This window comes from Bradyrhizobium sp. 21, assembly GCF_023073335.1.
Classification (GTDB): domain Bacteria; phylum Pseudomonadota; class Alphaproteobacteria; order Rhizobiales; family Xanthobacteraceae; genus Bradyrhizobium.
Window position 1 is genome coordinate 1 of the sequence record NZ_JADPJG010000012.1, and the last position, 25,677, is coordinate 25,677.

Annotated in this window: 29 protein-coding genes; 11 read left to right on the plus strand and 18 right to left on the minus strand. The window is 65.5% G+C overall.

Going from position 1 to position 25,677, the window contains the following annotated elements; genetic code table 11:
- Positions 1-93: 93 nt before the first annotated feature.
- The 5 genes from IVB31_RS13830 to IVB31_RS13850 all read right to left on the minus strand — a co-directional run bounded on the left by IVB31_RS13830 (position 94) and on the right by IVB31_RS13850 (position 4,031).
- Positions 94-558 (minus strand): hypothetical protein, encoded by a 465-nt coding sequence (locus IVB31_RS13830; RefSeq protein WP_247322983.1) that lies wholly within the window; start codon positions 556-558, stop codon positions 94-96.
- A gap of 695 nt (positions 559-1,253) precedes the next feature.
- Entirely contained in the window at positions 1,254-1,553 is a 300-nt protein-coding gene (locus IVB31_RS13835; protein WP_247322985.1) for a transcriptional regulator, read from the minus strand.
- Positions 1,553-2,104, minus strand: a complete 552-nt coding sequence (locus IVB31_RS13840) for a hypothetical protein (RefSeq protein WP_247322987.1) — start codon at positions 2,102-2,104, stop codon at positions 1,553-1,555. Before IVB31_RS13840 ends, IVB31_RS13835 begins: the two co-directional genes overlap by 1 nt.
- Before the next feature lie 12 nt (positions 2,105-2,116).
- A complete protein-coding gene (locus IVB31_RS13845) occupies positions 2,117-2,710 on the minus strand; it encodes a septation protein IspZ (RefSeq protein ID WP_247322997.1) in 594 nt (197 codons plus the stop codon).
- A gap of 310 nt (positions 2,711-3,020) precedes the next feature.
- Positions 3,021-4,031, minus strand: a complete 1,011-nt coding sequence (locus IVB31_RS13850) for an alpha/beta hydrolase (RefSeq protein ID WP_247322999.1) — start codon at positions 4,029-4,031, stop codon at positions 3,021-3,023.
- 137 nt (positions 4,032-4,168) lie between these two features.
- On the opposite strand from IVB31_RS13850, the gene xseA reads away from it, so the two are divergent.
- A complete protein-coding gene (xseA, locus tag IVB31_RS13855; RefSeq protein ID WP_247323682.1) occupies positions 4,169-5,791 on the plus strand; it encodes an exodeoxyribonuclease VII large subunit in 1,623 nt (540 codons plus the stop codon).
- 324 nt (positions 5,792-6,115) lie between these two features.
- Here xseA and IVB31_RS13860 read toward each other — a convergent pair whose 3' ends face one another.
- Entirely contained in the window at positions 6,116-6,301 is a 186-nt protein-coding gene (locus IVB31_RS13860) for a hypothetical protein (RefSeq protein WP_247323000.1), read from the minus strand.
- Positions 6,302-6,482: 181 nt separating this feature from the next.
- The gene (locus IVB31_RS13865; RefSeq protein WP_247323002.1) at positions 6,483-7,307 is read right to left on the minus strand and encodes a dienelactone hydrolase family protein; all 825 of its coding nucleotides are present in this window, start codon (positions 7,305-7,307) and stop codon (positions 6,483-6,485) included.
- Between the two features lie 175 nt (positions 7,308-7,482).
- Between IVB31_RS13865 and IVB31_RS13870 the strand changes: the two genes are divergently transcribed.
- Positions 7,483-7,710 (plus strand): DUF2093 domain-containing protein, encoded by a 228-nt coding sequence (locus tag IVB31_RS13870; RefSeq protein ID WP_247323007.1) that lies wholly within the window; start codon positions 7,483-7,485, stop codon positions 7,708-7,710.
- 16 nt (positions 7,711-7,726) lie between these two features.
- Here IVB31_RS13870 and IVB31_RS13875 read toward each other — a convergent pair whose 3' ends face one another.
- The 7 genes from IVB31_RS13875 to IVB31_RS13905 form a co-directional block, all read right to left on the minus strand.
- Positions 7,727-8,029, minus strand: coding sequence for a hypothetical protein (locus IVB31_RS13875; protein ID WP_247323009.1), 303 nt, complete (start codon positions 8,027-8,029; stop codon positions 7,727-7,729).
- A gap of 178 nt (positions 8,030-8,207) precedes the next feature.
- Positions 8,208-9,224: a tetraacyldisaccharide 4'-kinase gene (gene lpxK, locus IVB31_RS13880; protein ID WP_247323021.1), complete on the minus strand. Its 1,017-nt coding sequence runs from the start codon at positions 9,222-9,224 to the stop codon at positions 8,208-8,210.
- Positions 9,217-10,563: a 3-deoxy-D-manno-octulosonic acid transferase gene (locus IVB31_RS13885; protein ID WP_247323024.1), complete on the minus strand. Its 1,347-nt coding sequence runs from the start codon at positions 10,561-10,563 to the stop codon at positions 9,217-9,219. The genes lpxK and IVB31_RS13885 overlap by 8 nt, the downstream gene beginning before the upstream one ends.
- The gene (locus tag IVB31_RS13890; RefSeq protein ID WP_247323026.1) at positions 10,526-11,239 is read right to left on the minus strand and encodes a lysophospholipid acyltransferase family protein; all 714 of its coding nucleotides are present in this window, start codon (positions 11,237-11,239) and stop codon (positions 10,526-10,528) included. Before IVB31_RS13890 ends, IVB31_RS13885 begins: the two co-directional genes overlap by 38 nt.
- Complete coding sequence (locus tag IVB31_RS13895; protein ID WP_014491932.1) at positions 11,236-11,478, minus strand: DUF4170 domain-containing protein; 243 nt, start codon at positions 11,476-11,478, stop codon at positions 11,236-11,238. The genes IVB31_RS13890 and IVB31_RS13895 overlap by 4 nt, the downstream gene beginning before the upstream one ends.
- A gap of 60 nt (positions 11,479-11,538) precedes the next feature.
- Positions 11,539-12,357: a 3'(2'),5'-bisphosphate nucleotidase CysQ gene (locus tag IVB31_RS13900; protein WP_247323028.1), complete on the minus strand. Its 819-nt coding sequence runs from the start codon at positions 12,355-12,357 to the stop codon at positions 11,539-11,541.
- On the minus strand, positions 12,344-13,747 hold the full coding sequence (locus IVB31_RS13905) for a TldD/PmbA family protein (protein ID WP_247323030.1): 1,404 nt from the start codon (positions 13,745-13,747) through the stop codon (positions 12,344-12,346). Before IVB31_RS13905 ends, IVB31_RS13900 begins: the two co-directional genes overlap by 14 nt.
- Before the next feature lie 265 nt (positions 13,748-14,012).
- On the opposite strand from IVB31_RS13905, the gene IVB31_RS13910 reads away from it, so the two are divergent.
- Positions 14,013-14,531 carry a DUF6101 family protein gene (locus tag IVB31_RS13910; RefSeq protein WP_247323032.1) on the plus strand — a complete coding sequence of 173 codons (519 nt, stop codon included), beginning with the start codon at positions 14,013-14,015 and terminating at the stop codon, positions 14,529-14,531.
- Here IVB31_RS13910 and ubiA read toward each other — a convergent pair.
- Both ubiA and IVB31_RS13920 read right to left on the minus strand, forming a co-directional pair.
- A complete protein-coding gene (ubiA, locus tag IVB31_RS13915; RefSeq protein ID WP_247323034.1) occupies positions 14,528-15,460 on the minus strand; it encodes a 4-hydroxybenzoate octaprenyltransferase in 933 nt (310 codons plus the stop codon). The two genes, IVB31_RS13910 and ubiA, sit on opposite strands and share 4 nt — an antisense overlap.
- Entirely contained in the window at positions 15,457-16,137 is a 681-nt protein-coding gene (locus IVB31_RS13920; RefSeq protein ID WP_247323684.1) for a hypothetical protein, read from the minus strand. Before IVB31_RS13920 ends, ubiA begins: the two co-directional genes overlap by 4 nt.
- A 208-nt stretch (positions 16,138-16,345) precedes the next feature.
- On the opposite strand from IVB31_RS13920, the gene IVB31_RS13925 reads away from it, so the two are divergent.
- From IVB31_RS13925 to IVB31_RS13950, 6 genes are all read left to right on the plus strand, one after another.
- Positions 16,346-17,098 carry a 16S rRNA (uracil(1498)-N(3))-methyltransferase gene (locus tag IVB31_RS13925; protein ID WP_247323036.1) on the plus strand — a complete coding sequence of 251 codons (753 nt, stop codon included), beginning with the start codon at positions 16,346-16,348 and terminating at the stop codon, positions 17,096-17,098.
- A gap of 132 nt (positions 17,099-17,230) precedes the next feature.
- Positions 17,231-18,382, plus strand: a complete 1,152-nt coding sequence (locus IVB31_RS13930; RefSeq protein WP_247323038.1) for an ATP phosphoribosyltransferase regulatory subunit — start codon at positions 17,231-17,233, stop codon at positions 18,380-18,382.
- Positions 18,383-18,385: 3 nt separating this feature from the next.
- Entirely contained in the window at positions 18,386-19,363 is a 978-nt protein-coding gene (gene hisG / locus IVB31_RS13935) for an ATP phosphoribosyltransferase (RefSeq protein ID WP_247323041.1), read from the plus strand.
- A 112-nt stretch (positions 19,364-19,475) separates the two neighbouring features.
- Complete coding sequence (locus IVB31_RS13940) at positions 19,476-20,522, plus strand: glycosyltransferase family 2 protein (RefSeq protein WP_247323042.1); 1,047 nt, start codon at positions 19,476-19,478, stop codon at positions 20,520-20,522.
- A complete protein-coding gene (locus tag IVB31_RS13945; RefSeq protein WP_247323044.1) occupies positions 20,519-21,364 on the plus strand; it encodes a ChbG/HpnK family deacetylase in 846 nt (281 codons plus the stop codon). Before IVB31_RS13940 ends, IVB31_RS13945 begins: the two co-directional genes overlap by 4 nt.
- Positions 21,365-21,489: 125 nt before the next feature.
- Positions 21,490-22,281: a DUF2076 domain-containing protein gene (locus tag IVB31_RS13950; protein WP_247323046.1), complete on the plus strand. Its 792-nt coding sequence runs from the start codon at positions 21,490-21,492 to the stop codon at positions 22,279-22,281.
- Positions 22,282-22,354: 73 nt separating this feature from the next.
- On the opposite strand, the gene IVB31_RS13955 is transcribed toward IVB31_RS13950, so the two are convergent.
- Positions 22,355-23,152: a L,D-transpeptidase gene (locus IVB31_RS13955; RefSeq protein WP_247323048.1), complete on the minus strand. Its 798-nt coding sequence runs from the start codon at positions 23,150-23,152 to the stop codon at positions 22,355-22,357.
- Positions 23,153-23,463: 311 nt separating this feature from the next.
- On the opposite strand from IVB31_RS13955, the gene IVB31_RS13960 reads away from it, so the two are divergent.
- Positions 23,464-24,246 carry a protein phosphatase CheZ gene (locus IVB31_RS13960; RefSeq protein WP_247323049.1) on the plus strand — a complete coding sequence of 261 codons (783 nt, stop codon included), beginning with the start codon at positions 23,464-23,466 and terminating at the stop codon, positions 24,244-24,246.
- A 195-nt stretch (positions 24,247-24,441) separates the two neighbouring features.
- Here the strand turns inward: IVB31_RS13960 and IVB31_RS13965 are convergent, their stop codons facing one another.
- Positions 24,442-24,963: a hypothetical protein gene (locus IVB31_RS13965; protein WP_085361269.1), complete on the minus strand. Its 522-nt coding sequence runs from the start codon at positions 24,961-24,963 to the stop codon at positions 24,442-24,444.
- A gap of 318 nt (positions 24,964-25,281) precedes the next feature.
- On the opposite strand from IVB31_RS13965, the gene IVB31_RS13970 reads away from it, so the two are divergent.
- Entirely contained in the window at positions 25,282-25,578 is a 297-nt protein-coding gene (locus IVB31_RS13970) for a co-chaperone GroES (RefSeq protein WP_247323050.1), read from the plus strand.
- Positions 25,579-25,677 lie beyond the last annotated feature (99 nt).

Consider the following 25,677-nt stretch of genomic DNA (forward strand, 5'->3'; position numbering starts at 1 on the left):
CTCGCGCTGCCAAAAAAAAGATCTGCGCCACTTGACGAACGGCCGGCTAATGGGTGTCACCGTAATTCCGTCGACGCTGCGTTCGTTTGCCGCCTAGTTGGGCGCACTTTCCGAGCACGCGCCGATGGCCGCTTTGTGTCGGCTAACGAATTTGCAGAGGTGCCGATAGGTCGACGGCCCTGTGACCGATTCACTGATTGCGCTGTGCCAATGGTTGAGCTTCTTCAGTAGTACGATGGAATCGATCAGCTTGTCGTTGACGATTTCCAAGGTCACGCCAGTCAGCAGGCCTTCGTTAGCCGCCGCAGAATAGACCTCGAGAAAGTTCATAAACTCAATGAACGCGTGCCGTTTGTCACCTGGCGCTTCGGCCAGTGCAGCTTCCCTCTCATTCGTTGCCTTGTAGAATTCCTGCAGGCTTTGGAGAGCGGCAACCGAACGCGTTCTGGAAAGCTGCCGTGCTGTCAGCAACAATCCCGTCGCAGTAAGACAAAGGCCAATAGCAGCAGCGAAACTGCTGGCAATCTGAGCGTACGGAACGTAATCCGCTATCGGCACTTACGAGCCGTTTCCAGCCTTTGTAGGTGCGGCGCTTGTCGCTGGTTCGGCAGGCGGAGATGCCGGTGCGGACGGTGTCGGGGTGGCGACTTGCGCTAACGCCGCGGCCACGTTCGCGTTCGAGAGACCTTTTTCCAGTAACGCCTCTCGCAAGTTTGCAGTGCTCACGCCACCCTGAATGCCACTTACCCCGCGTACACTTCCTAGCTCGCCACCAAAACCCCGAACCTTGAACATTGCGCTCTCCGAATCACGGTAGGGAAGCCCGAAGCTTACCACCGATGCCCTAACTACCTCGCTCTTTGGAGACCATGGGGGCGGGACTTTTAGCCTGCTGATCCGGTGACTTTGCGGGAGCTTCAGTACGGGTCTTTTGGAGTGCGGCCAAGAGATTGCCATTGCTCAAGCCGTCTGCCCTCGCTTCTAAGGCAGAACGCAGGTTTAGGTTGCTCATGCTGTCGGCTGTGCGTTCGCGGATCGCCGGGCGCGGTGTTTGTTTTGAATTGTCTGGCATCGATCTACTTCCCACTGTGTTGCGGAAGCTTCTTCTACCACGACTTGCGTGAAGCAGCTTTTGCGAAATACAAAACCCTGCTACGAAAGCAAGTTTCCCGCGCAGAAATTCGTGTGATTTATCAACGCTGAAAATGCTTGTTGGCAGGACGTACCCAGATGCACCGTTCTTGCCTAGGGGCCTACACTTGCCTCCCCGCAATAATCTCCTGCAACGTCGCCACATGGCGTGCGAAGGCGCCGCGGCCGGTGGCGGTGGCGGTGACTGTGGTTTGCGGCTTCTTGCCGACAAAGGCTTTCTCCACCGACACATACCCCGCCTTCGCCAGCGTCTCGATATGCGCGCCGAGATTGCCGTCGGTGGCGCCGGTGAGCTTTTTCAGCCGGGAAAACTCCAAGCCTCCGGTGGCCGGCAGTGCGTTCAGCGCCGCCATGATCTTCAGCCGCAACGGCTGGTGAATGATGTCGTCGAGCTCGGCCATTAGATCCGCCGCATCCAGAGGCCGCCGACGACCAGCCCGCCGCCATTGACGACCGCCATCCACAACAGGAACGGAAGCCCGGGGATGTAGACATAGCCGATCAGCGTCAGAGCGATGATCGAAGCGCCGATGACGATGAAGGCATAGCCGAACCACGCGCCGGCGATCATGTAGAACATCATGATGTAGACCGGCCAGAACGTGGTCTGCTGGCGCGGTGAGAATTGGCCGAAGACGCAGCAGAAGATGCCGAAGGTGACGATGAACAGCAGCGTCAGCATATAACGGCGGTCGAAGGTGCGAATGCGGGATTGCGCATAATTGCGCGCGCTGATCGCGAAGAGGCCGGCCGTCGCCAGGACATAGACTGCGATCCAGAAATAAAGCCCATAGCGAGGCCAGAGCCAGCCCGAGATGTTGCCTGCGAAGACGAGAACTCCCCACATCAACATGATGGTGCTGGTGAACCGGTAGATTAGCGACTGCCGCAGACGGCGAACGGTATCGTCGATGTCAGCCAGCGCATCCGTGGCTTGCTTGCTGTCAATCATGTCACCCCCCAATCAACTTGGCATCGGCGCGGCATCGCGCGGCCGAACGCCGGCGAGACGCCGTTTGCGTGCAACGGCAAATGCGCGAATGACCGTATAACTGATCAGGAACATCGCAGCCTTGCTGACGATGCCATAGATCGACATGGTCGCCGACCACGTTCCAACGTCGAAATTGAGGGCCACGATCAGGTTCAGCGCCGCCGAGAAGAACATCAAGCCTGACCACGCATAGCCGACAATGACGGCGACGTCCGGCACCAGCTCGACCGCAATCGGCGGGAGATAGCGATTGAGCCATCCCCGCTTCAGCATCACGACGCCCACGATGACGTAGATGACGCTCGGCTTGGTCATCATGAAGCGCGGATCGTCGGTGATCAGCGTGACCGTGCCGGCGCCGAGCACCAGAAACAGGCTCATCCATTGCATGGTATCGACCGGCTTGCGACGCGCGAATTGCCAACCGATCTGGGCCAGGCCCAGCATCATGCCGAGCACGACCGACAGGGTCACATTGTGGGTCAGCAGATAGAGCACGAGAAAGAACAGCGTCGCCGCCATATCGAGCAGCAGCAGTTTTCCGGCTTCGAACAGGTTTTTCATGGGAGCCCCCACGGCTTGCCGGCAAATGCAGGGCCATCGCATATGGGTTTCAGGCGGACTGCGCGGCTTGCTCCCGCCTCTCCCGCTTGCGGGAGAGGCCGACGCGCCCCGGGCGATGCGCCAGCATCGTCCCGCGCGCGGCGGGTGAGGGCTCTCACCACTCTGGGGTTTTCTCCGCAAGTCTCGACGATTCCAGTGCGGAGACAGCCCTCTCCCCAACCCTCCCCCGCAACCGGGGGAGGGAGCCTACCGCCGATGCCGCTCCATCGTTCGCTCTCATATGCGATTGCCGTTCCACCAATGGATCGCATCATGACTGCCCCGCCCCGCGCGTTGCCACATCGTCGGCGATGATCGAGATCGCCTTCGGGTTGGTGACGATGCCCATGTGGTTGATGCCGTCGATGATCCTGACGTCGACCGACGGTTTGATGGCCTGCACGGTCTCCGCGTATTTGTCCGAGATCATCATCTCGTCCTCGGCGCCGCCGAAGATCGTCAGCGGGTGGGTCGCCGCCGCAAGATCGATGCGATAGCCGCGCGTCGCGAAATTGCGCATCAGGCGGTCGGAATAGGTGGAGACGAGGATCTTGTCGAAGTTCGGCGGGACCGCGAAGGCCAGCGTCGGGAGCTGCGCGCAGCAGTCGATGCCGAGCTTGCGCAGCGCTGCTAACCCAAGGAAGCGCGGAATGTCCGCCTTGGCCCAACCGCCGGAGTCCGGCCGGTTGGTCGGCGCGTCATAGCCGAGGTAGGGCGCCAGCAGCACCGTGCGCACGAACATGTCCTGCATGATCGGCGTCGCGGCGACGCGCAGCGAGAAGCCGGCGCCGGCGGAATGGCCGATCAAAGTGAGCGGCAGCTCCGGCGCGGTCTTGCGGATTTGTACGACGAAATCGACGAGGTCGTCCTCGAGCTGGCCGACATAGCCGATGTCGCCGTGCGTGCCGGAGCCGCCATGGCCGCGGATGTCGAGCGCCCAGGTCTCCACCCCGCGCGCGGCGATCGCATGGGTCAGCGCATGATTGACGGTGCCGCTGGAGCCAGAGGAGCCGTGGATGAAGATCGCGCCACGGCCCGTCGCGGCTCCAATGGGGGCGTAGTGGCGGAAACCGATCCAGGTGCCGTCGCGGGCCTGAAAGCGCTCCAGGGCCGGCAGCGTGGACCAGTCGATGCCCTTGGCGGAGTCGGAGACCGATCGCATCTCCGGCGGTCGCTCCAGCGGCGTTGCGATCATCGCGGCCAGGATCAGCGCGACACCGCCGACCGCACACAAGGCCCATTTCAGTCCGCTCAAAACGCCGCGTAGCAGTCGGATTGCCATGATCTACTCCCCTCAAACTAATCAAATATAGATAACTCTATAGTACAGAGTACTCTTCTGGTCAATCCCCGGATTGGCGCCGCGCGGCGAAAATCCTTAACGTCGGGTCTGACCCCAAAATGCCGAATCGTTTGCCGATGCCGACTGCAGAGCCTCTGCTCAACACCCCCGAATTCACCGTTTCCGAGCTCTCGCAGTCCCTGAAACGGACGGTGGAGGACACCTATGGCCACGTCCGGGTCCGCGGCGAGATCTCCGGCTTCCGCGGGGCGCATTCCTCCGGCCATTGCTATTTCGCGCTCAAGGACGAGAGCGCCAAGATCGAGGCGGTGATCTGGAAGGGCGTGCACGGCCGCATGCGCTTCAAGCCCCAGGAGGGGCTCGAGGTCATCGCCACCGGCAAGCTCACGACCTATCCGGGCTCCTCGAAATACCAGATCGTGATCGAGGCGCTGGAGCCGGCCGGCATCGGCGCCCTGATGGCGCTGATGGAGGAGCGCAAGCGGAAGCTCGCCGCCGAAGGCCTGTTCGACGAAGCGCGCAAGCAGCTGCTGCCGTGGCTGCCGGAGGTGATCGGCGTCGTGACCTCGCCGACCGGCGCCGTCATCCGCGACATCCTGCATCGGCTGGAGGACCGCTTTCCCCGCCACGTGCTGGTGTGGCCGGTGAAAGTTCAGGGCGAAGGCTCGGCAGAGCAGGTCGCGGCCGCGATCCGCGGCTTCAACGCGCTGCCCGAGGGCGGCAAGATTCCGCGGCCCGACGTGCTGATCGTCGCGCGCGGCGGCGGCTCGCTGGAGGATCTCTGGTCGTTCAACGAGGAGATCGTGGTCCGTGCCGCGGCCGAGAGCATGATCCCGCTGATCTCGGCCGTGGGGCATGAGACCGACATCACGCTGATCGATTTCGTCGCCGACAAGCGCGCGCCGACGCCGACGGCGGCGGCCGAGATGGCGGTGCCGGTGCGCAGCGATCTCTTCGTCGAGGTCGCCGATCTCGGGCGGCGCACCCACGCCTATTGGCTGCGCGCCCATGAGAGCCGCCGCAGCGAGCTGCGCGCCGCCGCGCGCGCACTGCCGGCGGCGGGCGATCTGCTCGCAATCCCGCGGCAGCGGCTGGATTCCGCGGGCGCGTCCCTGCCCCGCGGGCTCAAGGCCAACACGCACGCGCATTTCCGCAGGTTCACCGCGGCCGGCGCCAAGCTGACGCTGCGGGTGCTGCACGGGCAGATCTCGCAGGCCGATCATCGTCTCACCGTGTGCGGCGAGCGGCTGGGGCTTTCCGCACGCGCGCTGCTGCGGCGGCGGCGCGACCGCTTTGCGGGGCTGGAGGTGCGCCTGCGTGCCTCAAAGCTCTCCAATGCGCAGGCGCAGCGCAACGCGCTTGCGCGCCAGCGGGAGCGCACGCAGCGACTTGGCGAGCGCGCGGGCCGTGCGCTGGTCACGCTGTTGCAACGGTTGGATGCCCGCGTCGAGAACAGCGGCAAGCTGCTGTCGGCTCTGTCCTATCGCGGCGTGCTCGCGCGCGGCTTTGCGCTGGTGCGCGATGAAGCCGGGCACCCGCTGCATGCGGCCGACGCGATCGGGCCCGGCGCGCGCGTCGAGATCGAGTTCGCGGATGGCCGTGTCGGCGCGACCGCGGATGCGGATCGGCCTGCGCCCGCGGCGAAGCGTGCGCCGGCACAGCCGAGGCCCGCCGCGCAAGACGCCAAGCCTGCGCCGAAGCGCGTGGCCAAGCCGGTGGATCAGGGTAATTTGTTTTAGAGGCGCGACGGACGGCGCTCTCTGTCATTCCCCGCCTTGTGCGCAATTGCGCACTGGAGCGGGGAATCCAGTACACCGCGGCCTCTCGATGAACTACAGACGCCTCGGAATACTGGATCGCCCGGTCAAGCCGGGCGATGACAGTGAGTGCTTGGCATGCACGTGCCACACACTCGCCGTCGTCCTGGCGAAAGCCAGGACCCATAACCACAGGGAGGAGTTTGGCGACGACCCGTCGCTCGGTACTCCTACCATTCGCATCGATGGATCACGCGGTATGGGTCCCGGCCTTCGCCGGGACGACGCTGGAAGAGAGACCGTCACCTACCGGCAGGACAATCCCGCGTCGATCGTGGTCCAGAAGCCGCAATGATCCGGCGCGAGCTGCGGCGCGCCGGCATGGACCTCGAACAGATGGGCCTCGAACAGGAAGATCGCGACGGTGAAGACGATCAGTGCGGAGGAGAGCAGGACGTAGCGGTTGCGCATGGAGATGCGTTTAATCGACATCGTGGTCGAATGATGGCGTCGTCCCCTTTTGAAACCGCATCAGCAGGCGATCCGTAGAGTCACGGTCGGCCATCAATGTCCGTGCAGGGCGGTGGTCGATGCGGGGCTGTCCGCTGTTGTTCCTCGGGCGGCCCCGCCTTCGCTCTCACGAGCTACGGCGCGGCGAGCCCTCATCCCAAGCCTACCGCGCCAGCCACTCCGTGACCTCTTTCTGCGATTCCGCGCGCGCCATCGCATCGGTGCCGAGATGGCCATGTTCGGGTGTAGAAGCGTCGGTGCTGCCGGCGAGCGCGTGCAGCGGCGTGTTGGCGCGGTCGAAATCGTGATAGGCGCCGGGATAGACCACGATGCGCGCGAGCGCGCTGCGGCCATGGGCGGCCTCGACCATCTGGCGGCAGGCCGTCGGCGACGAGACGTCGTCATCGGCGCCGATCAGCACCAGGGTCGGGACTCGTGTGCTCCAGCCCAGCCCAGCTGAAATCCTGCAGTCCGGATAGAACGCGATCGCGGCGCGGAAATCCGGGCCGACATCGCGCGCCGCGCCCTGCGGGCGCACGGCCCAGAGCAGCGCGCTCGCGCCGTTGGCCCAGCCCATCAGGCTGATGCGGTCGCGCGCCACCCATGCCTGCTTCATCAGCCAGCCCCGCGACGCCGCGACGTCGGCAACGCGTTCGCGACGCGCCTTGACGCGCATCTCCTTGACGCGGCATTGCGGCCCGAGCTCGCGCGAGCCGTAGCTGTCAGGGAGCAGCACGGCATTGCCGGCCTTCAAGAGCCGCTCGGCCCAGTCGCGATAGCGCGGCAGGACGGAATCGGAATGGCCGCCGAGCCCGCCGCAACCATGCAGCGCGATCACGGTCGGAAACGGCCCCGTGCCCTCGGGCTTGTAGAGCTGCGCATGCAGCACGCCGGACGCCAGCGGAATCTCGACCTGCTGCGGCACCGGCGAAGCGTGCGCGGCCGACATCAGCAGCGTCAGGAACAGGGCGGTTAACGGAAGGCGCATCGGACTCTGCCGTTGGATCTTCGTCCCAGCACTATCACGCGAAAACGGCGGCAAAACATCACAAACCGGTGGGTTTACCGGGCGGACAAGCCACCCTATCTATGCTACATCCCGTCCAACACATCGTGCCCTCCAGGGTTTCCCACGGAGAGGCCTTCCACGGAGACTTTCGACCGTGCTGAACAAGTTCGGCCCCTCGGCCAATGGCGAAGCGCAGGTGCAATATCTCGACGGCGATTTCCGTGTGATCTCGCCGGGGACCTTCGTGCGCTGCGCGATCACCGACACGCGCATCCCGCTCGACGAGTTGAAGTACTGGAGCGTGGACCTGCAGGAAGCCTACGCCACGCCCGCCGCCGTGCTGCAGCGACACTACCCCGACGCGCCGAAGCCGCAGTCGTAAGGGCGCGGGCGCGTGGCTATTGCTGCTCAGCGCCATTCGCGCCCACGCAGGTCTTGATGAAATTCTTGCGCGGCTCGCCGGCGATCTTCTGATCGATCGCCTGCTTCAGGCAATCGACCCGCGCCTGCGCCATGCAGAGCTGCATCTGGTCGCGCTTGTCCTGCCCCTTGAGATTTTGCGTCGTCGCGAGGCACGTCACGCGCTTGGTCGCGGGGACCGGCACGGTGGCGGGAGCCGCCGGCGGCGTCGTCTGTGCAAACACGGGCGCAATGATCAGACACGCAAGGCTGGCGGCAACGGCGGCAGAGGGCAATTTCATCGCATTCTCCTGATCCTGAGGGATATGAAATGTGCGATGAATGTCGCCTGAATGGCGAACTGCCGTAGGGTGGGCAAAGCGCAAGCGTGCCCACCAATTCGACGTTCGACGGTGGAAAACAGCGTTGGTGGGCACGCGGCGCTTTGCCCACCCTACGAGATCAGCGCCGGCGGCGAAATCAGCGCCTTGAAAACCGCCGCTCGCGCGCCTTGTAGAGATGGTCGCTGATCAATTGCCGGAGCGTTGCCGGGTCATCGAACTCGAGTTGCACGGCGAACGGCACGATGCCGTCGGGGACGTCGTCGCGGCCGCGCAGGCGCGCGAGATCCTTTTCCGTCGTCACCAGCGTGAGCTGCTCGCGCTGCGCCCCGGCTACGAGAGCTGCGATCTCGTCGTTTGAAAACATGTGATGATCGGCGAAGGGGCGCGTGCGCGCGACTGCGACGCCGCAGGCACGCAGGGTGCGGAAGAAGCGTTCGGGATCGCCAATGCCGGCGAACGCGAACACCGGCTTGCCCGACAGTCTTGCGACCGACTCGGCGTCGGGTCTCAGCCGTGCGCGCAGCTCGGGCTTGTTGCGCTTGGCAAGCTCGGCCGCGACATCGTTCGCGGCACGGCCGTCGCCGATCAGCACCAGCGCGTCGGTGCGCGCGAGCTGCGCCTTCAGCGGCGCACGCAGGGGGCCGGCCGGAAAGACCTTGCCGTTACCGATGCCGCGCTCGCTGTCGATCACGATCAACGAGGTGTCCTTGAGCAGGCGCGGGTTCTGGAAACCGTCATCCATCAGGATCACGGTGGCGCCTTGCGACTTCGCCAGCACGACGCCGTCGAGGCGGTCGCGCGCGACCGCAACAGGGACGTCGCGCGCCATCATCAGCGGCTCGTCGCCGATGTCGGACGCGGTGTGACGCATCCGGTCGACCATTACCGGGCCCTTGAGACTGCCGCCATAGCCGCGGCTGAGCACCACCGGCGTCTCGCCGAGCTCGCGCAAGAGCCCGGTCAGCGCCAGCACGGTCGGCGTCTTGCCGGCGCCCCCGACATGGTAGTTGCCGACGCAGATCACGGGGATGCCGGCGTCCACGCCCTCGCGCAGCATGCGTCGTCCGGTGATCGCGCCGTAGAGCGCACCCAGCGGCCCCAATGCCTGCGACTCCAGGGAACGTGGCCGGTACCAGAAGGCCGGCTCACGCATTGGCGGCCCCCATCTCGATCCGCAACTGCAACAGATAGGGCTCGAGCGCGGTCATGGTGCGGTTGAGCGCGCCGCCGAGATCCTCGACCACGCCGTGGCCTGCGCGCTGCATCTTGTCGCGCACCGCCGGATCGGCCAGCAACTGCCCGAGCTGCTTGACCAGCGCCTCCTGCGTGTCGGCCTGGCGCGCGCCGCCGCCGTGATCGAGCGCCGCGTAGACATCGGCGAAGTTGAAGACGTGCGGACCGTGGACGATGGCCGCGCCGAGCTTGATCGCCTCGATCGGATTCTGGCCGCCATGGCGGATCAGCGACCCGCCCATGAACACGATTGGCGAGAGGCGGTAGAACAGGCCGAGCTCGCCCATGGTGTCGGCGACATAGACGTCGGTCGTAGCTGACGGCAGTTCGTCGCGCGAGCGCAGGCCCGGCTTCAGGCCCGAGGCGGTGATCATGCCTGATATCTGGGAGCCGCGATCCGGATGCCGCGGCACGATCACGGTCAGAAGCTGCGGGAAGAAGCCGGAGAGGCTGCGATGCGCCGCCACCAGCATTTCCTCCTCGCCCGGATGGGTCGAGGCCGCGACGATGATCGGCCGCCCGCGCGTCATCGCCATCAGCCGTTCGAGCCTGGCGGGATCGGCCGGCGGCGCCGGCACGTCGAGCTTGAGATTGCCCGTGGTGAGAACGTCGCGGCCGCCAAGCGCCGAGAAACGTTCGGCATCCAGCTTCGACTGCGCGAGGCAGATGTCGAAGCGCGACAGCAGCGCCGAGATGGTGCCCTGCATGCGGCGCCAGCGCGGGAAGGAGCGCGGCGACATCCGTCCGTTGATCAGCACCATCGGCACGCGGCGCGCCGCACCCGCCAGGATCAGGTTCGGCCACAGATCGGATTCGATGAACAGCGCCAGCGACGGCTTCCAATGGTCGAGGAAGCGCGCGACATAACGCGGGGAATCATACGGCACGTATTGATGGATGACGTCGGGCGGAAAGCGTTTTGCCACGACGGCGGCCGAGGTGACCGTGCCGGAGGTGAGCAGAATGCGCAGGTTCAGATCCCGCAGTCGCTCGATCAGCGCGGCCGCGGCCAGCACCTCGCCGACGCTGGCGCCGTGAATCCAGACCAGCGGGCCGTGCGGCCGGACGTCCCGGGACAGGCCTCGCCGCTCGCCGACCCGCGCGGGATCTTCCTTGCCCTGTTTCAGGCGCCGCTTGATCAGCACGGGCGCAAGCGGCACCAGGCCGCGCGCCAGGCGCCGATACATCCGCAGCGTCATCGGCAGCGAGCCGGGCAGCGATTTAGGCATCTGCAGGTCCCGGGCGGCCGAGCTGCGCATAGGCGCGGCGGGTCGCCTCGTTCAAGGTTTCTTCCAGCTCGAGCCGCAACGCTTCCATGGCGGCGGCGTCGGCATCGGGCGGAACGTGGATTTCCTTGATGCCGACCAACGCGCCCCGCCCGAACGGCAAATTGATGGTGGTACGGTCCCAGTTCTTGAGCCGGACGAAGCGGCTGGTCGCCATCGCAAAAGGCATGATCGGCCGCCCCGATTCCCGTGCCAGCATGATGATGCCGAGCCCGGCCACGCGCGAGCGCTTGGGAACATCGGCGGTCAGCGCGACATTACAACCGTCCTCGAGCGTCCGCACCATTTCCTTGAAGGCGCCGACGCCGCCCTTGCGGTGAAACGCGCCGCCATGGTCGCCGGACCCGCGGATGGTGCCGATGCCGAGCCGCTCGGCGGCAATCGCGTTAAACTCGCCGTCGCGGTGACGGGAAATCAGGACCCTGGCCTTGTAGGAGTCCTTGTTCTTGATGAAGGGGGTGAGGAAATGCTGGCCGTGCCAGAAGGCGAAGATCGCCGGGATCTGCGGCTCGACGCGGTCATAGACGTCAGGCGGATCGAACGTGAATCTGTTGGTCCGCCAGACCAGACGCAGATATTCGGCCGCCAGGACCCCGACGGCACGCTGAACGAAGCTGCTTCGCAGCGCGTCGCGAAGCAGCTTTTTCAACGCGCCGGTTCTTGATTCGGGTCGAGCAGCCGATGGAGATGGACGATGAAATAGCGCATCTGCGCGTTGTCGACCGTGCTCTGCGCCTTGGCGCGCCAGGCGACGTGGGCGGACGCATAGTTCGGATAGAGACCGACGATTTCGACATCGTCGAGATTCTTGAAGGTGTTGTGCTCGAGATCGAGCAGTTCGCCTCCAATCACGAGATGAAGCAATTGTTGCGGGGCGCTATCTGGCATGGCTTCGGTTCCTAACGGGCTGCCCGGCAAAGCAGTGTTCGACAAGCACGACGAAGCGCTTCACGGCAAGGGACGATTTCGGAAATGCGCGACAATGTCCGCATGACGATCGCGCCCCGCTGCCACCAGCACCCCGTGCGTTACTTCCCGGCGGTTATAGAGGATGGGATCTCCGGAGAGGTCGCTCATCCTACCATCCGCTTCCTGCACGATCAAATCGGCCGCCGCAAGGTCCCAATCATGGCTGTTGCCTCCCGCAAACGCCGCATCCAGCGCACCATGGGCGACCCGGCACAGCCGCAGCGCCAGCGAACCGATTCGCGGATGCAGCTTGATCTCGCCCAGCGACGGCTTCAAGCGCTCGACCAGGGGCTTCGGGCCCGCGACGCGGGCGAAGTCGAGCTCGGATCCGCTCGTCGCCCGCACCAGCTTCTCGTTCAGCGTCGTGCCCTGCCCGCGGGCCGCGAAGAAGAACTCGTCGCTGGTCGGCGCGAACACTGCCCCCAGCACCGGCGAGGCATCCTCGACCAGTGCGACGCTGACGCACCATTCGTCATGACCATTGAGGTAGTTGCGGGTGCCGTCGATGGGATCGACGACCCAGGTCAGCCGCCGCGACAGCCGCACCGCGTCGTCGGCGCTCTCCTCCGACAGCCAGCCATAATCGGGCGTCGCTGCGCGCAGGCGCGCTTCGAGCAGATCGTTGACGGCGATGTCGGCTTCGGAGACCGGCGAGGACGCGCCCTTGGTCCATTTCTTCAGCTCGGTGCGGAACATCGAGCGCGCGAGCGCCCCCGCCTCCCGCACCGTATCTCTCAGCAGCGCCGCATCGCGCGTCAGGATGGTCGCGTCCAGGGGTTGCGCGTCAGCGTCCGCCAAGCGTCAAACCCTCGATGCGCACCGTCGGCGCATTGACGCCGTAGCGGAACTCGAGATTGTTCGCCGGCTGCATCGACTTGAAGATCTCGAACAAATGGCCTGCGATCGTCACCTCGCTGACGGGATAAGTGAGCTCGCCGTTCTCGATCCAGAAGCCGGAGGCGCCGCGGCTGTAATCGCCGGTGACGCCATTGACGCCCGAGCCGATCAAATCGGTGACGTAGAAACCCTGCTTGATGTCGGCGATCAGCTCGGCCGGCGTCGGCGTGCCGGGTTCGAGATGCAGATTGTAAGCCCCGGGTGAGGGCGAGGAGGAGACGCCGCGATGGGCATGGCCCGTGGTGGTGAGGCCGAGCTCGCGCGCGGTGGCGCAGTCGAGCAGCCAGGTCGTCAGCACGCCTTCGTCGATCAGCGCGATCTTCTTCACAGCCACGCCCTCGGCATCAAACGTCTGCGAACGCAGGCCGCGCTTGCGCAGGGGATCATCGATGATGCGGATGTTTTTCGAGAACAGCTGCTGGCCGAGCTTGTCCTTGAGGAAGCTGGTCTTGCGCGCGATCGAGGCGCCGTTGATGGCACCGACGACATGGCCGACCAGCGAGCCCGCGACGCGCGGATCGAATACCACAGGCACCTTGCAGGTCTCGACCTTGCGCGGATTGGCGCGCGCCACCGTGCGCTCGCCGGCGGAACGTCCGACAATCTCGGGCGACAACAGATCGGCACCATGCGGCGCCGAGGTGAAATCGTAATCGCGCTCCATGCCGGTGCCTTCGCCAACGATCGCGGTCGCCGAGATGCCCTGGCTGGAACGCAGATAAGAGCCGTGGAAGCCGGTGCTGGTGACGAGCACCATGCCGCCCATCCCGGCGGAAGCCGAGGCGCCGCCGGATTTGGTCACGCCCTTCACGCCGAGCGCCGCAGCCTCGGCTTCGAGCGCGCGGCGCTCGAGCTCCGGGGTCGCGGGCACGTCGGGATCGAGCAGGTCGAGATCGGGGAAGTCGCGCGCGAGCAGCGCCGGATCGGCAAGGCCGACATATTTGTCGTCGGGTGCGACGCGCGCCATCGCGACCGCGCGTTCGGCAAGCTTGGTCACGGCATCGCCACTGGCGTCGTTGGTCGAGACCACCGCCTGGCGCCGGCCGACCAGCACGCGCAGGCCGACATCGTCGCCCTCCGAACGCTCGGATTCCTCGACGCGGCCATCGCGCACCTCGACGCCTTGCGAGACGCCCCGCACAGCGACCGCATCGGCCGCATCCGCGCCGGCGCGTTTGGCAGCCTCCACCAGCCGCTGCGCGAGATCGGAGAGCGCGGACTGGTCGAACAGGTCGCGATTGGCTGTGGGCGAATCCTTGGGCGAAAGCGTCGAGCTTGGTGAAGGGTTCACAAACGAAATCCTGTTGGGGCGAGGTTCGGGACCGGAACCCACAGATGTGCCCTGATAGCGCGGACTTCAAGCATTTTCAGCCCACCAAAAGCTCAGATTCGCACCTTGCGCGCAACGTCTCGTCAATCATGCGTGCCAAGGTCTTGTCAATCATGAGCCGCAGTGACGGTGGGTTAACCAGCCTTTTTAAGCGGTTTCGGAAAGGCCCGCGCTAAGGTCCTCGCATCGACCGGGAACATAATCCTGGCGGGGGAGAACTAAAGCCGTGAGGCGTCAAACAGCAACAAGCGGGATCGCTCCCGCCGGGTCGAGCCGCAGCTTGCGGCTCGACCCCCTTTCCCTTCCGGTCCGCTTCGATGCGCATGATCCGCGCGCCGACGGCTACACCAGGCAGATCGAGCTTCATCGCGAACGCGTCGTGCTGCGCCGTGCCGTCCGCGGCATGCGGATGGCGATCAACGTCCGCGTCAGCGACTTCACAGGCGTCGCGCTGCGCGGCACCGACGAGGCGCAGACCCTCGTCCTCGTGCATCGCGACCCCTCGCTCTCCGTTCCGCTGCTGGTCAGCGCCGATGGCGACGAACTCACTGAAGCTTGGGCGATCTGGAGCGAGCTGTTCGCGCTTCCGCAACTCGACGAAGGTGCACGCAGACCCGCAGCCCGCCGTCGCCGCGCCAACGCGATCCGCGCCCGCCGTCCAAAATTCCTGATGCGCCGCCGCGCCGGCATCGCGCGCGAGCTGTCGGTTCATCGCGAAGAGCGCGAGATCATCGCGAGGAACTAGGCCGCCCGCATCACGGCATCCACGAGCAACCCTGCAAACAGCAGCGCTCCCGCATATTTGTTCGAATAGAACAGGCGCTTGCAGAGTTCGGGATCGTCGATCCTGAGCCGCGCGATCTGCCACGCCAGATGCATGGCGAAGGCGGCAAGCCCGAGCCAGGCCGGCCAGCGCGCATCGCCCGACGCAATCGCCACGCCGATCAGCATTACCGCAAGGCCATAGAACAGGATCAGCGCCTGGTGCGTATGCGCGCCGAACAGGCGCGCGGTGGACTTGACGCCGATCAGCGCGTCGTCCTCGGCGTCCTGATGCGCATAGATCGTGTCATAGCCGATCACCCAGGCAATCGAACCGGCATAGAGCACCAGCGCCGTGACGTCGATGCGGCCGAAGGTGACAGCGAAGCCCATCAGCGCGCCCCAGGAGAAAGCGAGCCCGAGGAAAACCTGCGGCCACCAGGTGACCCGCTTCATGAAGGGATAGACGGCGACGACCACGAGCGAGGCGATGCCGGTCACGACGGCAAAGCGGTTGAACTGAAGCAGCACGACGAGCCCGACGAGCGCCAGAGCGACCAGGAAGGCCAGCGCCTGCTTCACGGTGAGTTGCCCCGACGGCAGCGGCCGCGAGCGGGTGCGCTCGACCTTGTCGTCGAGGTCGCGGTCGGTGATGTCGTTCCAGGCGCAGCCCGCCCCGCGCATCGCGAAGGCGCCGATGAAGAACAGGACGATGGTGAGCGGCAGGCGCCGAACATCGTGCGCCATGCCGGCGGCGAGCGCTGCCGACCACCAGCACGGCATCAACAGGAGCCAGGAGCCGATCGGACGATCGAAGCGCGACAGCCGCAGATAGGGCCGCGCCCATTGCGGCGCGCGCGTATCGACCCAGTTGCCGGTGGAATCGGCAACCCGGGCGGACGCGTCGCTCATCGGGTCAGGACGTTGCCGTTGAGTGTGTCGAAGGTGCTGCCGCCCTTCTTGCCGGCATTGGCCTCGGGCGCCGAGCCCGAACCCAGCACTTCGCTCAGCGACGGCCCGACCGGACCGCGCGGCTGGTTCTGCATCTGCTGCGCAACGTTGCAGACCTTCGTCGTCATGGCCTCGGTGTTCTTGTGGCCGTCCTTCATCTGCGCGCCGACATTCGGCGGGATTCCGCATTTGGCGGCGTTGGACTCGATGTACTTGATCATCTTGACTTCAGCCTGGCTGAAGTTGCGGATCAGCTTGCAGGCCTCGTCCGGCGCGGCATGACGGTCGCTCGCGGCCTTGATCAGCTTGCCGCGCTTTTCGGCTTCCTCGCGCAGGGGCATGAAGGCCTTCATGCAGTCCTCGCCGGGACCGCCCTGCGTCGGTGGGGCCGCGCTGAAAGCGCCGCCACCGCCACCGACGGGCGCAGCGCCGTTCACGGGGAAGGACGACTGCGGCGCGCCGCCGACGGAGGCGGTCGGCGCGGCGCCGTTCACGGGCGGAAACGCGGAACTGGTTGGGGCCTGGCCGGGCAGCGGCGCCGGGAAGGCGCTTTGCGCATAGGCGCCCGCGGCACCCATGACAACCATAGGGACGGCGACCATGGCGGCAGTGATCGGAACCATCAGATGACGGATCATCAAGGCAGTCTCTCCGGCAGGAGCTAACGGGGTTCGGCGTCTTCCCAATTGAAGCGCAACCAGCGTGTTCGCATTTTACGATTCCCGCCGGCCCTTAACAACCCGTCGAATAGGGCAAGAGCGCGGCGCGCCGACGCACCAATTTGGCAATATTTACCCCGAAAGTACTGCTTTCGGTTAAGAACGGCGCAAATCGGACCTTCGAGCGATGCCCTCCCACGATTTCCGCGGCCCCCGCCTGTTCGTCGACGCCCCCCTTGCCCAGGACGGCAGGGTCGAGCTCGACCGCGACCAGAGCAACTATCTCGGCAATGTGCTGCGGCTCGCCGCCGGGGCCGAGGTTTTGGCGTTCAACGGCCGCGACGGCGAGTGGCAGGCCGCCATTGAAGGCCGTAAGCGGCCGGACGGCCTGGTGATCCTCCAGCAGACCCGGCCCCAGGACCGGCTGCCCGACCTCGCTTACGTCTTCGCCCCGCTCAAGCATGCCCGGCTCGATTACATGGTTCAGAAGGCCATCGAGATGGGCGCCGCCACGCTTCAGCCGGTCCTGACCCGGTTCACCCAGGCCTCCCGGGTCAATACAGAGCGGATGCGCGCCAACGTCGTCGAGGCAGCCGAGCAATGCGGCATCCTCAGCATTGCCACTGTCGCCGAGCCGGTGCCGCTGGACCGCTTCCTCAGCCAGCGCGCCGCAGGCCGCCTGCTGATCTTCTGCGACGAGGCGGCGGAGGTCGAAAACCCCATTCAGAGCCTGCAAGGCGCGCGTGAGGCCGAGGGCATCGACGTGCTGATCGGCCCCGAAGGCGGCTTTGCCGAGGAAGAACGTGCGCTGCTGCTGCGCCAGCCGAAAATCCTGCGGCTGGCGCTGGGACCCCGGATCATGCGCGCCGACACGGCCGCGGTGGCTGCGCTGGCGCTGGTACAGGCCGTGCTGGGCGATTGGAGCGGCCAGAGCACCTGATCCCGGCATTGGCCGACCGTTAAGCGATTGATCCTTTGGAGGTCGAAACCACTATCGGGCCATGCTAAGGCCTGCGCCAATTCCTGTTCCTTCCTGCCCTGCCCGGTTCCGCCGGGACGATGGACCCCCGAGATGACCGCGACTGCCACCCCAAATGCTGCCGGCTCCGCCGCCTGGGCGGACACGCTGCTGCTGTCGTTCGCGCAGGCCGGCTATGTCAGGGCCGAGCCCGCCATCCTGCAACCGGCCGAGCCGTTCCTGGATCTCTCCGGCGAGGACATCCGCAAGAGCCTGTATTTGACCACCGACCTGTCCGGCGAAGAGCTCTGCCTGCGCCCGGACCTGACCATTCCCGTTGCCCGCGATTACCTCACCTCCAGCCGCGCCGGCCAGCCGGCCGGGTTCAGCTATCTCGGTCCGGTGTTCCGCTACCGCAGCGGCCAGACCAGCGAGTTTCTGCAGGCCGGAATCGAATCGTTCGGCCGCCAGGACCGCGCCGCGGCCGACGCCGAAATGCTGGCGCTGGCGCTGGAGGCCACCGCGGCCTTCGGCGTCCGCGATGTCGAGATCCGGACCGGCGACGTGGCGTTGTTCAATGCGCTGCTCGACGCGCTCGACCTTTATCCGGTCTGGCGCCGCCGTCTGGTCAAGGATTTCAACCGCAAGATCAGCCTGGAGCAGGATCTGGAGCGGCTGGCGGCCGCGACCACCGCGACCCGCAGCGAATATGAAGGCGTGCTGGCAGCACTCGCCGGCTCCGACCGCAAGGCGGCGCTGGCCTTCGTCACCGATCTGATGTCGATCGCCGGCACCACCAATGTCGGCGGCCGCACCACGGCCGAGATCGCCGACCGCTTCCTCGAGCAATCGACGTTGAAGGGCGGCGCGCTGCCGCGCGAGGCGATCGCCGTGCTAAAGCGTTTCCTGTCGATCTCAGGGAATCCCGACGAGGCCGTCGCCGCGCTGCGCGCCCTCACCAATGATGCCAAGCTCGATCTGACCGCTGCGGTCGACCAGTTCGAAAGCCGGGTCGGCTTCATGGCGGCGCGCGGCATCGACGTGAAACAGACGCGCTTCTCGACCGCGTTCGGACGCGGGCTCGACTATTACACCGGCTTCGAATTCGAGCTGCATCACCGCGGCAACGGCGCCGAGCCGCTGGTGGCCGGCGGCCGCTATGACGGGCTGATGACCCAGCTCGGTTCAGTCGCGCCGATCCCCGCGGTCGGCTTCTCGGTCTGGGTGGACGCGCTGACCGGGATCGGCCGCAAGGTGGGAGCTTAAGTCATGAGCGCGCCATTCGTTCTGGCCGTTCCCTCCAAGGGCCGCCTGCAGGAAAACACCGAAGCCTTCTTCGCCCGCGCAGGCCTCAAGCTGTCGAAGGCCGGCGGCGCGCGCGACTATCGCGGCACGATCCCAGGCCTCGACAATGTCGAAATCGCCTATCTCTCGGCGAGCGAGATCGCCTCGCAATTGTCCCGCGGTTCTGCGCATCTCGGCGTCACCGGCGAAGACCTTGTGCGCGAGACCATCGCGGATGCCGACAGGCGCGTGTCGCTGATCGAAGGGCTCGGCTTCGGCTATGCCGACGTCGTCGTCGCGGTGCCGCAAGCCTGGATCGACGTCCGCACCATGGCCGACCTCGACGACGTCACCACCGGCTTCCGCGAGCAGCATCACATGCGGATGCGGGTCGCGACCAAGTTCATCAACCTCACCCGCGCTTTCTTCCAGAGCCAGGGCATCACCGATTACCGCATCGTCGAAAGCACCGGCGCGACTGAAGGCGCGCCGGCGGCCGGCGCCGCCGAGCTGATCGTCGACATCACCACGACCGGCGCGACGCTCGCCGCCAATGGATTGCGGGTGCTCGACGACGGCGTGATCCTGCGCAGCCAGGCCAATCTGGTCGCCTCGAAGGAGGCCGACTGGTCGCCGCAGGCACGCGAGACCGCACGAATCATCCTTGATCACATCGCAGCAAGGGCGCGGGCCAACAAATATCGCGAGGTCCGCACCCGCTTCCGGCAATGCGACGAAGCCCTGCTCACCGAGGCCCACGAGCGCTTCGGCGTCCAAGCCCCGTTCGGCGGGCCGACCTCGTCGGGCATGCTCACGCTGCACTGCCCGCCGGGCCAGCTCTACGCGCTGGCGAGCTTCCTGCGCGAGCATGGCGCCGAGACCGTCTCGGTGGTGTCGCTGGACTACGTGTTCGACCGGGACAACCCGCTGTTCGCCAGGCTCGAGGCGTTCCTGCGGCAGTGAGCCCAAAGTTTGTTGAGCGGTTTCGTTCAGCGTAGCGACAGCAAACGGCAGCTACCATATGCTGTTGAGATGACCTTGCAAGAAAACCTGAACGCCTCTGGAACCTCGATCGATGACGCTGGGCTCTGACCTTTCCGGCCTGACGGCCACCGCGGCGAGCGCCGCCGCGAAGGGACTGTCGATTGTCGTCCCCGTCTACAACGAGGCGGCGGGACTAGCCTCCCTGCACCAGCGCGTCTGCGATCTCGCAAAGACCCTGCGGCAGCGTTATCGCCTCGCCTGCGAAGTCGTCTATGTCGACGATGGCAGCGCGGACGCGACGCTGTCGATCGCCCGTTCGCTGCCGGCCGATGCAGTCGACGTCCAGGTGGTTTCGCTGTCGCGCAATTTCGGCAAGGAGGCGGCGCTGATGGCCGGCCTCGACCATGCCCGGCTCGGCGCGGTGCTGTTCATGGACGGCGATGGCCAGCATCCGCCGGCCCTCGTCGAACAGCTCGTGCGGCACTGGATCGATGACGGCTACGACGTGGTCTATACCGCCAAGGCGCATCGCGACAACGAGCCTTTCCTGCGGCGGCTCGCCGGGCGCGGCTTCTACGCGCTGATCAATTGGGGCGCCCGCCAGAAGATTCCGGAGGACGCCGGCGACTTCCGCTTGCTGTCGCCGCGCGCTGTCGCAGCCCTCAGGCAACTGCCGGAGCGCAACCGCTTCTTCAAGGGTCTCGCGAGCTGGATCGGCTTCCGCCAAATCCGCGTCGACTACGAGCCGGCGCCGCGCACCCATGGCGTGACGACCTTCAGTGCCGCGCGTCTGCTTGGTCTTTCGATCGAAGGCGTAACCTCGTTCTCGGTGGCGCCGCTGCGCTTCGCCAGCCTGCTCGGCGTGATCCTGGCCAGCGGCGCCTTCCTGTTCGGCCTCTCGATCCTCTGGGAGGTCCTGACCACCGGCAAGCAGGTGCCCGGCTATCCCTCGCTCGTGATCGGCCTGATGACGATCGGCGGCGTGCAGCTCATCATGATCGGCATCGTCGGCGAATATATCGGCAAGATCCTGTCCGAGCTGAAGGCCCGCCCGATCTACTTCGTCGCCGAGCACAGCGAGAAGCGTTTCGAAGGTGAGAAGGCCGACGACGCGCCGAGCAGGACGGCGGCCGAATGAGCGCGGCCGCGAGCCTGCGGCGAATCTGGCTCTGCGCCGACGATTACGGCATCAGCCCCGGCGTCAACCGCGCCATCCGCGACCTGATCGAACGCGGCCGCCTCAACGCGACGTCAGTGATGATGGTGGGACCTGCAATCGAGCGCAGCGAGGTCGAGGCGCTGCAAGCTTCGGTGAAGACGAGCCCACGCTGCGCGATTGGATTGCACGTGACGCTGTCGGCGCCGTTCCGGCCCTTGACCATGCATTTCCGCCCGCTCGACGGCGACATGTTTCTCCCGTTTCCGAAATTGCTGCGCGCGGGCCTGATGCGAAGGCTCGACCGCGAATTCTTTCGCAACGAGGTGAAGGCGCAGCTCGGGGCGTTCGCGGAAGCGTTCGGGCGCACGCCCGATTTCGTCGACGGCCATCAGCATGTGCAGCTCTTTCCGCAGGTGCGCGACGGCTTTGTCGATGCGGTCAGTGAGATCGCGCCCAAAGCCTGGGTGCGCCAGGGCGGCCGTGACCTGCCGCTGAAGCAGCGGCTCGCCTCGCCAAAAGCCGTGGTGCTCGATATCCTCAGCGCGCAATTCCGCCGCCGCGCCGGCAGCGCGGGCCTCAACTTCAATCCCGGCTTCGCCGGCGCCTATGATTTTACGCGCGCGGCCGATTTCGGTGGGTTGATGCGACAGTTCCTGGAAGGCCTGCCCGATGGCGGCCTCGTGATGTGCCATCCCGGCTTCGTCGACGACACCCTCGCCGGCCTCGACCCGATGACGGATGTCCGCGAACGCGAGCACGCTTATCTCGCCAGTGAAGCCTTTGCGCGCCTGCTGACGGACAGCGGCGTCACGCTGGGATGAGACCGGTGGAAAGCGTCCCGCGAGGCAGCTTGTCGCATACCGAAATTTAATCCGCCCGGCACTGTTGGGGCCACAATGGAACCCTACATCTGCCTTGCGCTTGTTTTGCGCGAGGGAGACTGACCATGACGCCGCAGGAACGCCAGCTCGTCGACGAGCTTTTCGACCGGCTTTCGAAACTGGAAAATGCACCGCGCGATCCCGACGCGGTCGCCGCGATCTCCGACGGCCTGCGCAAGGCCCCCGGCGCGGTCTATGCGCTGGCGCAGACCGTGTTGCTGCAGGACGAAGCGCTGAAACGGGCCCATGCCCGCATCCAGGAGCTGGAGGCGGCGCACGCCCCCGAGCCAGCGCAGTCTGGCGGCTTCCTAGATAGCATGCGCGACACGCTGTTCGGCGGGGGCCCGTCGCGCGGCTCGGTTCCGAACGTGCCGCCACGGGACTCACGGCCGGTCTGGAACAGCGGCCAGGCGATGCAGCAGCCCCAGCCCGGTTACGGCCAGCCGGTTTACGGCCAAGGTCCCGGTCAGGGCTACGGCCCCATGCCGGTCGGCGGTGGCGGCGGCTCGTTCCTCGGCACCGCGGCGGCAGCCGCAGCCGGCGTCGTCGGTGGCTCCCTGCTGCTCTCCAGCATTCGCGGCATGATGGGCGGATCGCACCAGCAGGCGTTCGGCGACACCAACGCGCTCGGCGACCGTGGCGGCCCCTGGAGCGGGAGCGACCAGTCCGGCGGCTCGCTCGCGCGCGACGCCGGCCTCGACGACATCGGCTCGAACCGGGATTCCCGCCAGGGCTTGCTCGACCAGGCCTCGAACGACCGCGACAACAACGACGATAACAGCGGCTACGGCAATGTGGACGTTGCCGACGACAGCGATTTCGGCGGGGGAGACGACGGCGGCAGCGACTACGCCTGACGCCTCATGTTCCCTGCGCCAAATGAAAACGGCCGCCGATGAGGCGGCCGTTTTAGTTTCGAACGCGATGCGCCTACATCACCACGACCCTGGTGCCGACATTGACGCGGCCGTAGAGATCGATGACGTCCTCGTTGCGCATGCGGATGCAGCCGGAGGAGACGTTGGTGCCGATGGTCCAGGGCTCGTTGGAGCCGTGGATACGGTAGAGCGTCGAACCCAGATACATCGCGCGGGCGCCGAGCGGATTTTCCGGGCCGCCTTCCATGTGCCGGGGCAAGTCAGGGCGGCGCGCGATCATTTCCGATGGCGGTGTCCAGTCCGGCCATTCGCGCTTGGCCGTGATCGACTTTACGCCGGACCAGGTGAAGCCCGGACGGCCGACGCCGATGCCGTAACGCATCGCGCGACCGTTGCCCTCGACGAGATAGAGGAACTTGTTCGGCGTATCGACCACGATGGTGCCGGCACTTTCCTTGCCGCTATAGTCAACAGATTGTTTCTCGAATCTCGGATCGAACTGACGCTGCCGCGGGTCGACAGCTTCCTGCTGAACCGCCCCCTGCATCTGCGGCTCGCCCATCGGCGGCAGGCGACGCTGGTCGTAATAGCCTGGCTGCTGCTGATAGACCGGCTGCTGCGGGGCGTAGGCCGGGCCGCGGCCGGGTCCGTCGCTGAACAGAAATTCGATGAAGCCGCCGCCCATGCCGGAATTGGAGGCGACGCGCACCGGCGCCGGCGGCACCTGCGGCTGGTAGAGCACCGCGGGCGGATCATTCGACACCGAATTGTCGAAGGCGCTCGCGTTGTTTGCGCCGGCAATGAAGGTGCAAGCGCTGCCGAGCAGCGCGACAGACATTTTTTTGAACATCGACGTACTCTGTACTGTTTCGTCTAGTTGCATTCGCCGCCGAACGCGCTGGCTTGTTCACGCTCGCGACGTGGTCAATAAAGAGCAAAAGCCGTTTCGTTTGGTAAACGTTTCAGGCGTTTTGATTCACCACGTCGCGAGCGAGCTGCAATTTGGCGATCAGCGTTTATTTTCGATGAACGCCGCGCACGCATGGTTAATCGCCCGTTTGCAAGCCGTCGCGCACAACCGCACGACAGTTCCGGCTGTGAACTTCGTGTTAAATCGCTTCAGCCTACAAAGACGCGTGAGTGAGGTGGGGGGAGTTCTTGATGGCTATTCACCGCAAACGTTTTCGTGTCGAGGAGGCTATTGTCGGCGAGATGCCAAGCCCCGAAATGATCGAGGAGGCCGCGCCGATGCATAGTGAGATCATGGCCGAGCTGCGTGCGATCCGCGCACAGATGGCGAAGGGCAGCGTGCCCTTGTCGGGCAGCGCAGCCATGGCGGCGATCGACGCCTCCACCGCCCACGAGCTCTCCGAAGCTCGTACCATGCTCGATACCTACCGCGCGCAGATCGAGCAGTGCGAGAAGCTGAAGGTCGAGCTCGACCTCATCCACGACGCCATCGACCGCACCAAGCGCGAGATCGCGACGCTGCACGGCAAGAGCTTTGATGGCGGCGAAATGGCCAAGGTCAATGGCGAGCTTGGCGCGGTCGTCGGCGGCACCGAACAGGCCACCCAGCAGATCCTCGAAGCCGCCGAGTCAATCGACCAGGCGGCGACCGCGATGTCCAAGGTGCAATCGGCCGATCAGCAGAAGCTGCTCGCCGACGACATCCAGGAACGCGTCATCTCGATCTTCGAAGCCTGTAACTTCCAGGACCTGACCGGCCAGCGCATCAGCAAGGTCATGAACACGATGAAGTTCATCGAGCAGCACATCAACTCGATGATGGAGATCTGGGGCGGCGTCGACGCGATCAAGTCCCACGTGCCTGCGCCGGCCGCCGACACCCGCAGCGAGGACGAAAAACTCCTCAACGGGCCGAAGCTCGCCGGTGACGTCGGCCACGCCTCGCAGGACGATATCGACGCGCTGTTCGACTGAGCGGACGCGACACTCTGAAAAACAAAACGCCGGCGCAAGCCGGCGTTTTTTGTATTTGGCGCCTCACTGTCATCGTCCGCGAAGGCGGACGATCCAGCAATCGCGGACGTCTCGGCTCAAGCGCCGGCGGGGATTACTCGATGCCCCGCCCCCGTGCGCAATTGCGCACTAGGCGGGGCATGAGGGAAGAAGAAATCACGCCCTTGGCGCGCAGCGGACGTAGACCATGTTGCCGTAGCGGGTGGCGGCGTCCTTGTCGATGAAGCGGGTGATCAGGACGCGGCCGTCGAAGGAGACGATTTCGCGGTCCTGCTCGCCGGGCGTCGGACCCGCCGGCCCGATATAGTTCTTGCCGCTGGGCGAGCCCTTCAGCCGCAGCTCCTGCGGGGTCGCCTGGTCGGCCAGATGCATGATCACGCCGCCGGACGAGCCGGCGGTGATCACGTAGGGATTTTTGCACTGGGCCCGGGCGGCAGCCTCGGTGCGGGCACGGTCGGCCGGGTTCTGGAACGAGGCGAGGCCCCAGCGGCCGACGATCTCGTCGGCGCGGATCGACGCGGGCATTTCCGGACCGGTGCCGGGCTCGGCCTCGGGCGGCGGTGAGGACGAAGAGAAGGACGGCAGGCTCATGCCGCCGCCGCACGCGCCCAGCAGCAGCGCCAGGCAAGAGGCCGCCGCCAGATTGGCGATCGTGCGTGCGTGAGCTGAACTGATCATGGCATTCCCCCGAACAAGACCATGGCCGCACCCCACCCGCAGCCAAGCGCAAAACCGCTGCCGGAGCAATGACGTCCTTCGATACGCCGGCGCCCCGAACAAGTTTCCAATGCCACCATCCTATATCCGCCTCACCAATCGCTTAACCACCTTTGCTTGACAGGATCGCGGCCAAGCCATATTCCCGGGCGCACCATTAGCACTCGGAAAGACCGATTGCTAAGCGCACCGTTCGATCCTTGGCAAGAGGGTGGACGGAAGCGCCGCCCCACCCAGTTTTTCCGCTACTTCCGAAGCGAGCCTCCAAAGGGAAACGTCATGGCTAAATCCAAATTTCGTCCGCTGCATGACCGTGTCGTGGTCAAACGTATCGACGCCGAGGCAAAGACCAAGGGCGGCATCATCATTCCGGACTCCGCCAAGGAAAAGCCCTCCCAGGGCGAAATCGTCGCCGTCGGCCCCGGTGGTCGCGACGAGGCCGGCAAGCTGACCCCGATCGACCTCAAGGTCGGCGACGTCGTGCTGTTCGGCAAATGGTCGGGCACCGAGGTCAAGATCGACAACGAAGATCTCCTGATCATGAAGGAGTCGGACATCATGGGCGTAATGGCCTAAGGCCATCAGCCTGAACAGCCGCTGAATGTCATGCCCGGGCCAAAGCGCGAAGCGCGTCTTCGCGCTGACGATCCGGGCATCCATCATTCCGCCGGGTTC